This is a genomic window from Streptomyces sp. NPDC060198 (assembly GCF_042728415.1).
Lineage (GTDB): Bacteria > Actinomycetota > Actinomycetes > Streptomycetales > Streptomycetaceae > Streptomyces.
In genome coordinates this window covers 1-8,131 of sequence record NZ_JBHWZJ010000311.1, presented here as the reverse complement: position 1 = coordinate 8,131, position 8,131 = coordinate 1, and the positions used below count along the sequence as shown (strand labels likewise).

General features: G+C 73.1%; 8 protein-coding genes. 5 read left to right on the top strand and 3 right to left on the bottom strand.

The genetic code is table 11. From position 1 onward, the window contains the following. Nucleotides 1-84: 84 nt before the first annotated feature. Both ACFWEP_RS27535 and ACFWEP_RS27530 read left to right on the top strand, forming a co-directional pair. Nucleotides 85-567 carry an Lrp/AsnC family transcriptional regulator gene (locus ACFWEP_RS27535; protein WP_387373894.1) on the top strand — a complete coding sequence of 161 codons (483 nt, stop codon included), beginning with the start codon at nt 85-87 and terminating at the stop codon, nt 565-567. 330 nt (nt 568-897) lie between these two features. After that, nucleotides 898-2,136: a protein kinase gene (locus ACFWEP_RS27530; RefSeq protein ID WP_387373898.1), complete on the top strand. Its 1,239-nt coding sequence runs from the start codon at nt 898-900 to the stop codon at nt 2,134-2,136. A gap of 34 nt (nt 2,137-2,170) precedes the next feature. On the opposite strand, the gene ACFWEP_RS27525 is transcribed toward ACFWEP_RS27530, so the two are convergent. After that, entirely contained in the window at nt 2,171-3,163 is a 993-nt protein-coding gene (locus ACFWEP_RS27525) for an aldo/keto reductase (RefSeq protein ID WP_387373892.1), read from the bottom strand. Nucleotides 3,164-3,309: 146 nt separating this feature from the next. On the opposite strand from ACFWEP_RS27525, the gene ACFWEP_RS27520 reads away from it, so the two are divergent. Further along, complete coding sequence (locus ACFWEP_RS27520) at nt 3,310-3,879, top strand: DNA polymerase ligase N-terminal domain-containing protein (RefSeq protein ID WP_387373891.1); 570 nt, start codon at nt 3,310-3,312, stop codon at nt 3,877-3,879. Between the two features lie 57 nt (nt 3,880-3,936). On the opposite strand, the gene ACFWEP_RS27515 is transcribed toward ACFWEP_RS27520, so the two are convergent. Beyond that, on the bottom strand, nt 3,937-5,754 hold the full coding sequence (locus tag ACFWEP_RS27515; RefSeq protein ID WP_387373889.1) for an SLC13 family permease: 1,818 nt from the start codon (nt 5,752-5,754) through the stop codon (nt 3,937-3,939). A 339-nt stretch (nt 5,755-6,093) separates the two neighbouring features. Between ACFWEP_RS27515 and ACFWEP_RS27510 the strand changes: the two genes are divergently transcribed. Together ACFWEP_RS27510 and ACFWEP_RS27505 are read left to right on the top strand one after the other, a co-directional pair. Further along, nucleotides 6,094-6,264 (top strand): hypothetical protein, encoded by a 171-nt coding sequence (locus tag ACFWEP_RS27510; protein WP_387373887.1) that lies wholly within the window; start codon nt 6,094-6,096, stop codon nt 6,262-6,264. 200 nt (nt 6,265-6,464) lie between these two features. Further along, entirely contained in the window at nt 6,465-7,076 is a 612-nt protein-coding gene (locus ACFWEP_RS27505) for a Dps family protein (protein WP_387373896.1), read from the top strand. A 102-nt stretch (nt 7,077-7,178) separates the two neighbouring features. On the opposite strand, the gene ACFWEP_RS27500 is transcribed toward ACFWEP_RS27505, so the two are convergent. Next, nucleotides 7,179-7,976 carry a hypothetical protein gene (locus ACFWEP_RS27500; RefSeq protein WP_387373886.1) on the bottom strand — a complete coding sequence of 266 codons (798 nt, stop codon included), beginning with the start codon at nt 7,974-7,976 and terminating at the stop codon, nt 7,179-7,181. Between the last annotated feature and the right edge of the window lie 155 nt (nt 7,977-8,131).

Sequence of the window (8,131 nt, the reverse complement as noted above, 5' to 3'; positions counted from 1 at the left end):
GCGGCTTTCCCGGGCCGTCGGGTCCAGGGGGACCGGGATAGGCTCGGAGCACCCCCACGTATCCCCGGAAGAGGAAGGCGCACCATGGCGGTGGACGCTCTCGACACCCGTATCCTGCGGCTCCTCATCGAGCAGCCGCGTACCAGCGCCAGGGAGCACGCCCGCATCCTGGGGGTGGCCCGGGGCACGCTCCAGGCCCGGATGGACCGGCTGGAACGGGACGGCGTGATCACCGGTACCGGCCCGGTCCTCTCCCCCGCCGCTCTGGGGCATCCGGTGCTCGCCTTCGTCCACCTGGAGGTCACTCAGGGACACCTGGACGAGGTCGGGGACGCGCTGGCGGAGGTTCCGGAGATCATCGAGGCGTTCTCGACCACCGGCGGCGGGGATCTGCTGACCCGGGTCGTGGCGCGGGACAACGGCCATCTGGAAGACGTGATCCAGCGGCTCATCCAGCTGCCGGGCGTGGTGCGGACCCGCACCGAGGTGGCACTGCGCGAGCGGGTGCCGCACCGGGTGCTGCCGCTGGTGGAGGCGCTGGGACGGACGGTTCCCGCACGAGGCTGAGCGCCTGACCGCCGGGGCCCTGGGGGAGCCCTGCCGCCGGACCGCGCCGCCCGCCGGGCACTTGCCGCCGAACGCACCGTCAGGGGGGGCGCTCTCCCCGGTTCCGGTCGCGACCGGGAAGAGCCGAGGCGTACCGGAACTGACCGGCCGTAACATCGAGTCCACCGGACAGATATCCTGATCATCGCCGCGAGCCCCGCCCCGTCCCGCTCCTCGTGAGCACGACCCGTGCGTCGCCCCGGCTGACGCAACGGGCCACAATTCGAGATAGGTGTACAGGTGCTGGTAGCTGATCGGTACCGGTTGGTGTCCCCCATCGGGCGTGGTGGCATGGGCGAGGTGTGGCGGGCGACGGACGAGGTCCTCGGCCGCGCCGTCGCCGTCAAGCTGCTGCTGGGGGACCGGGCCGACTCCTCTTCCACCGCACGGTTCCGGCTGGAGGCGCAGACGGCCGCCCGGCTGAGCCACCCGCACCTGGTCGCGGTCTTCGACTTCGGCACGTGGGAGGACCGCCTCTACCTCGTGATGGAGCTGGTCGAGGGGCGCAGCCTCGGCGATCTGCTGACCGCGCAGGAGAGTGTCCACCCGGAGCAGGTCGCGCGGATCGCGGGCGACGCCGCGGCCGGGCTCGCCGCCGCGCACCGCCAGGGTGTGGTGCACCGGGACATCAAGCCGGGCAACCTCATGCTGGACGCCGAAGGCTCCGTGAAGATCGGCGACTTCGGGATAGCCCAGTTCGTCGACGATCCTTCGACGGCGCTGACGACGGCCGGTCAGATCGTCGGGACGAGCTTGTATCTGGCACCGGAGCGCGCGCTCGGCCGGACGGCGGGCGCGGACTCCGACATGTACTCGCTGGGCTGCGTCATCTACCACCTGCTGCTGGGCCGCCCGCCGTTCCGCTCGGACACCGCCGCCGCCACGCTTTATCAGCATGTCGACACGCCTCCGGTGCCCCTGCGGGACCAGGGGGTCGACATCTCGCCGGCCTTCGACACGTATCTGCTGGGGCTGCTCGCCAAGAAGCCCGAGGAGCGGCCGACCGCGCAGGAAGCGGCCGACTGGTTCCGTACCGCGGCCTGGCGCGGGAACGGCGGTCCGGCGGGAGCGGCCGGGGCCGGCTCGCGCTCCACCGCGCCCACGGTGACTTCCGGGGATGCGCCCGGGGCGGGGCACCGGACCGGGCAGTCCGGGGGGCGGCGCCGGGCCGCGCCGCCGGTGAACCGCGCGGCGCCGCGGGCGGGGAGCCGCTCCGGCAGTCGCGCGGCGGGCCGGGGTGCCGCGAAATCCGGCGGCCGCCGCCTCGCCGCGAGCGAGGCAATCCGGCGGCGCCCACGGGTGGCGAGCGCGGTGGCGGGCTCGATCGCGTTCGTGGTGGCCGTCTACTTGGGCACGGTGATCTTCGCCCCCGACTCCGGTTCGGCGGTGACCCCGGGCACCGGCGCGTCGCAGGGTGTCGTGACCCCTCAGGGCGAGGGCTCCCCCGCCCCCGCCGCGTCCGACGCCCAGGGCACCGGGCAGCGCGACTCGGGCGGCGAGGACGGGGACGACGGCGGGGACGACGACTGAGCGGTCGCCCCGGCCCCGTCGCCGTACCGCGTGGTCACCAGCGGTCGTGCACACCCGCGCGGACGCGGCGGTCGTACAGGTCGCGCACCGCGTCCAGGGTCGGCTGCGGCAGCGGCGAGAGCGCGGCAGCGGCGGCGTTGGCACGGGCCTGGTCCACGGACCGCGCTCCGGGGATGACGCTGGTGACGCCGGGCTGCTGGATGACCCAGCGCAGCGCCGTCTGGGCGGGAGTGGCGCCCGCGGGTGCGAATCCGGAGAACTCGGCGGCGGTCTCGACGCCGGTCGCGTAGTCGATGCCGGAGAAGGTCTCGCCCTGGTCGAACGCCTCGCCGTGACGGTTGAAGGTCCGGTGGTCCTCCGGGGCGAAGACGGTCTCGGCCGTGTAGCGGCCGGAGAGCAGACCGGAGGCGAGCGGGACCCGGGCGATGATGCCCACTCCGGCGGCGAGGGCGGCCGGGAGGACCTTCTCCAGCGGCTTCAGCCGGAACGGGTTGAGGATGATCTGGACGCTCGCCACGCCGGGGCGGGCGATCGCGGTGAGCGCCTCCTCGCAGGTCTCGACGCTGACCCCGTAGGCGGCGACGCGCTGCTCGGCGACGAGGGTGTCGAGCGCGTCGAAGACGGCGTCGGTCGAGTAGACGCTGGTGGGCGGGCAGTGGAGCTGGACCAGGTCCAGCGTGTCGACGCCGAGGTTCGCCCGCGAACGGTCGTTCCACGCACGGAAGTTGTCCAGGACGTAGTTGTCCGGGACCTGGGCCTCGCGGCGGCCCATCTTGGTGGCGACGAAGACACCGGCGTCCGGCCGGTCCTTCAGGTAGCGGCCGATGAGCTGTTCGCTGCGGCCGTCGCCGTAGACGTCGGCGGTGTCGAAGAACGTGACACCCGACCCGACCGCCGCGTCGAGTACCTCGAACGCGTCCTGCTCGCGTACCTCGCCCCAGTCCCCTCCGAGCTGCCATGTTCCCTGTCCGACGACCGATACGTCACGGCCGGTCCTGCCGAGAGTGCGCTGTTCCATGGAGATCATGTTATTGCGCCGCCCCCGGGCCCGTTCCGGGGCGGGGGTCCCGCCCGCCATGCGGCCGTCGGGGCGGGGCGGCACAGTGGAGGGTGGGGCGGAACGGCCCGCCCAGCTCGATCCTCAGGACGGGGCGATGACGGAGGGAGCCCGGCATGCAGGACGAATCCGCGACGCCACTGCCGCGCTTCGTCGTGCAGATTCACGCGGCACGGCGCATGCACTTCGACTTCCGGCTGGAGGTCGACGGCGTCCTGCGGTCCTGGGCGGTGCCACAGGGCCCTTCGGACAACCCCAGCGACCGGCGGCTGGCGGTCCCCACCGAGGACCACGCGCTGGAGTACCGCGAGTTCGAAGGGGTGATTCCGCCGGGTGAGTACGGCAGCGGCACCGTCATCGTCTGGGACCAGGGCACCTATGTGCCGCTCGGCCACGACGAGCACGGGGTCCGGGTGCCTTTCGCGGAGTCCCTGGAGCGCGGCCACGCCACCTTCCGGCTCGTCGGGGAGAAGCTTCGGGGCGAGTTCGCGCTGATCAGGTTCCGGACGGGCCAGGAGGACGCGCGCGGGCAGGAGGCATGGCTGCTGATCAAGGCCAAGGACGAGCAGGCGGTACGTGACCGGCCGGGCACGCCCGACCCGTACCACGCGCGTTCCGCCCGGACCGGGCGCACTCTGCACCAGGTGTCGGCCGCGGAGGCCGGGCAGGACTCCGCCCGAGGGTGACGGGAGCGGACGGGCAGACGTCACCCCGCCCGTCGCCGGCCCGCGCCGGGGCCGGCCTCACAGCGGCCAGACCCGGGGGACCACCGTCAGCGCCACGACCAGGAACCAGAGGACGATCGGCAGGCCGAAGCGCCAGTAGTCGCCGAACCGGTACCCCCCGGGCTCGTACACCATGAGGTTGGCGGCCGTGGCCACCGGAGTGAGCATCGCGGCGGCGGCGGCCACCGCGACCACCATGAGGACGGGGAGCACGGAGACCCCGACCTCCTGGGCGGCGACGGTCGCGATGGGAATGACGATCAGCGCGGTGGCGGTGTTGCTGACGAACTGCCCGAGCACGACCGTGACGAGGAAGAGGCCCGCCAGCAAGGCGTACCGGCTGCTGCCGGCGGTGTCCACGATGAGACGGGCGACGGAGTCCGCGGCGCCCGAGTTCATGATCGCGGTGGAGAGCGGGAACATCGCTCCGACCATCACCACGGTCGGCCAGGACACTCCCCCGTACGCCTCGTGCACCGAGACGACCTTGAGGAGGATCATCGCCACGGCCGCGATCAGGGCGGCGACGGCCGGGGAGACCAGCCCGGAGGCGAGCAGGATCACCATCGCGGTCATCACGGCGAGAGCGCGTCGTCCGGCAGGTCCCACGGGAGTGTTCTGGCGCCGGACCGCCGCCGGGGAGTCGACCAGCAGCAGATCGTCGGCGTAGACCGCCGCGGTGCCGCTGAGCGCGGGCCAGGACCCGTGCAGCAGAAGGGTGTCGCCCGCACGCAGCGTGACGGTGCCGGGGTCGGCGTTCTGTCCGTCCCGGTGCACGGCGAGTACCACGATGTCCCGGGCCTCCGTCAGCAGTCCGGGGAAGACCCGGGCGCCGACCAGCGCCGAGCGCGGCGAGATCAGCACCTCCGCGAGCCCGACCTCCCGGTTGACGAGCGCACCGGCCCGCTGCTCACCCAGCCGGGCCCGTTGCGGGATCAGGCCGTGGATCTCCGCGAAGGTGTTCAGCTCCTCGGGCGTGCCGCGCACCACGACCTGGTCCCCGACGGCGAGGGCGTCGGTGCTGCGCAGCTCGTGGTCGTCCGAGTCCGCGCGCAGCGCCCCGAGCACGACGAGTTCGCCCTCCCCCGTGTCGAGGGAGGGAAAGGTCGCCCCCAGGCACGACGACCGCGGGGACACCACCAGGCCGCCGAGGTCGTCGGCGAGTCCGTAGTGCGCAACCAGGGTGAGGGTGTGGTTGCTCAGGTCCGGCGGGAGCGCCGCGGGACTGCGGGAGGGCAAGAGCCGGTCACCGAGGAAGACGGCCGCCGCGACCGTTCCTGCGACCAGCGGGACGCCCACCCAGAGGAAGGAGAAGAAACCGAAGCCCCGGCCGGTCACCTCCTTAGCGGCGTCGGAGACCAGCACGTTGATCGGAGTCCCGGTCAGCACCAGCATCGACCCGGCGTGCGCGGCGAACGCCAGCGGCATCACGAGTTTGGACGGCGGCATACCGACACGGACCGCCAGCATCACGACGACCGGGAGCAGCGCGGCGACCGCCCCGTTCATGGTGATCAGCGCCGACAGGGCGGCGACGGAGACCAGGGTCAGCGCGACCAGCCGCCAGCGGCTCCTCCCGGTGCGGGCCGCGAGGAGCTGTCCCGCCCTGGCCGTCACCCCGGTCACTTCGAGACCCGCGCTCACCACGAACAGGGCCGCCACGAAACCCACCACCGGGTCGCCGAAGCCGCTGAAGATCTGGGCGGGCGTCAGCACTCCGATGGCCACGAGGGCCAGCGCGGAGCCGAGGGCGACCGCTTCGACGGGCAGGCGGTTCAGCGAGAACAGCACGATCACGGCCGCCAGCACCAGCAGCACCAGGGAAGAATCACTCATTGACTACCGAACCAGTAGAAATCGGTCACCAGGCGAACGTACTGCACGAGGTTCCCCCCTCGCACCGACCGGCGGTACGCGGCCTGCTGCGCGCGGCGGGCAGGGCGGCCGGGTCCTGGGCGGTGTCCGGGTGCGGGACGGGGCCGCCGGATCCTTGCCCTCCGCCGTCCGGCCGGAAGCGGCCCGGCCGCCCCCTCGCGACCCGGGAGGTGAAGTGGCCGGTCTGAGCGCGGTGTTCGGGGGCACTAGAGGTCGTGTCCCGTACGGCTACGGCGGGATTTCGCGGATCCGGCCCCGGGACAGCCTCCGGGACCGTCCCCACCCGAGAGGAACCCCTCCATGCTCGCCATCGTCGCAGCGGTCCTGTTCTTCATCTCCTTCCTGATCAACGCCGCGGACCTCACCACGAACGACGTCTTCTCGTCCGGCAACGTCATGCTGCTCGGCCTGCTCGCCCTCGCCCTGCACGTCGCGGGGATCGGCTCCGGCTGGTCCGCCCGCCGTCGTTGAGGGACGTACGCCGGCCGGCCCGGCGACTGAGACCTGTCCGTCCGGCTCTCCGCCCCCACCGCTGGTCGGCGCGGGGCGGTGGGCCGACCGATACCTCCTTCGGGACCCAGTCCAGTGGCAACCCGGCGTCACGCGCGTGGGAAGCGGGCGGAAGGGGGCAGGCGTCAGGACGTAGACCGTCCCACGATCCAGGAGTGACATTGCCCCCCAAGACCCGGTCCCCCCAGTACACCGTCCCCGGCCTCTCCACCAAGGAGGGGGCCGAGGTGATCGACGCGCTCACACTGCGCCTGCACGCGCTCAACGACCTGGCCCTCACCCTCAAGCACATTCACTGGAACGTGGTGGGCCCGCACTTCATCGCGGTCCACGAGATGCTCGACCCGCAGACCCTCGCCGTACGGGAGATGGCCGACTCGGCGGCCGAGCGCATCTCCGCCCTCGGCGGCGAGCCGCAGGGGACGCCGGGCGCCATCGTGGCCGAGCGCACCTGGGACGACTACAGCATCGGCAGGGCCGACGCGATCGCCCACCTCGGCGCCCTGGACCTCGTCTACACCGGCATCATCGAGAGCCACCGCAAGGCGGTGGAACGGGTGGGTGCCATCGACCCGGTGACCGAGGACCTTCTCATCGAGCATCTGCGCGGGCTGGAGCAGTTCCAGTGGTTCGTCCGCGCCCATCTGGAGACCGGCTCCGGCACTCTGCGCACCGGCGGCACGACCACCGAGAAGCAGGCCGCGCGCAGCACCGGCGCGGCGAAGCGTGCCCCGGCGCGCAAGACGGCGAACACCAAGCGCACCACGAAGTAGACCGGGCCCGTTCCCCGTGCCCACCGGGCGGGCGTGCTCGACGGACGGACCTGCTCACCGACGGCGGGCTCACCGGCGGGGGCGGACGCGCTCGCCCGGGGGTCAGTCGGCGGGGCGGTTCCGGTGCTCACCGCGCAGGACTCTGCCGGACGCCTCGGGATCGTACGAACCGCAGGCCGTTCCCGCCCAGATGGACGCCTGCCGGGGCAGCGCGTAGTAGGGGACCAGCAGGGTCAGGGGCCGGCCGCGCTCGTCCCGGGCCGTCCACAGGGCGGGCAGTACGTCGGGGGGCTCCCCCGCCAGCAGGGCGCGCCGGCAGGTCTCACAGGCGGGGCGGCGGGACGCGGCGGCCTCCCGCGCGACGACCCGCCGTCCCTTGCGGACCCGCTGTTCCCGGGGCGGTTCGACGGCCGGCCCGTGCAGCGGGTTGTAGTAGCAGCGCGGCCGTTGCGCGGGAGGGCGCTGCCCCAGGTGCCGGGCCCGCGCGGCGGCGAACAGTTCCACCGCACGGTCAGCGAGGACCACCGCGGCAGCGAGGTCGGGCAGGTCCGTCGCCTCGTCCAGGAGTTTGCCCGCCGCCTGGTAGGCGTCGGTGGCGGACAGGTAGTCCCGCCTCACCGCGCTCCGCCCGGAGTCGGGCGTGAACTCCAGGCGCGGGTCCGCGAGCAGTTCCCCCACCCGCGCCACGTGTTCCGCCACGGCCGGCGCCAGCCGGGCCCGGAGGGCCTCCCACTCCGCCCGGACCAGCCGTTCCCGCTCCCGGTCCTGGGAACGGGAGCGGCCCCGGGCTCCACCGTCCGCCGTTGCGTGTTCCGCGGGGGTGTTCGGCCGGGGCAGGCGGCCGGGACTCAAGGTCAGGCCGATGCGGCGCAGCGGACCCAGGAAACGGTCTCTCTCCACGGCTTCCCCCCTCGCCACCGGACCCCTTTCCGGCCACCGTCCAGCTTAAAGCGTGTTACGGAAGAAGCGCCGTCCGCCCGGAGGGCGGGTCCGGCGACGTCCGGTACGTGCGATCGCACGGCGGAGGGTCGCCCCGATACTGGACGCATCGGGGC

Bases quoted from the DNA above. Each gene is read 5' to 3' on its own strand.
- ACFWEP_RS27535 (WP_387373894.1), top strand. From the start codon at position 85: ATGGCGGTGGACGCTCTCGACACCCGTATCCTGCGGCTCCTCATCGAG.
- ACFWEP_RS27530 (WP_387373898.1), top strand. From the start codon at position 898: ATGGGCGAGGTGTGGCGGGCGACGGACGAGGTCCTCGGCCGCGCCGTC.
- ACFWEP_RS27525 (WP_387373892.1), bottom strand. From the start codon at position 3,163: ATGATCTCCATGGAACAGCGCACTCTCGGCAGGACCGGCCGTGACGTA.
- ACFWEP_RS27520 (WP_387373891.1), top strand. From the start codon at position 3,310: ATGCAGGACGAATCCGCGACGCCACTGCCGCGCTTCGTCGTGCAGATT.
- ACFWEP_RS27515 (WP_387373889.1), bottom strand. From the start codon at position 5,754: ATGAGTGATTCTTCCCTGGTGCTGCTGGTGCTGGCGGCCGTGATCGTG.
- ACFWEP_RS27510 (WP_387373887.1), top strand. From the start codon at position 6,094: ATGCTCGCCATCGTCGCAGCGGTCCTGTTCTTCATCTCCTTCCTGATC.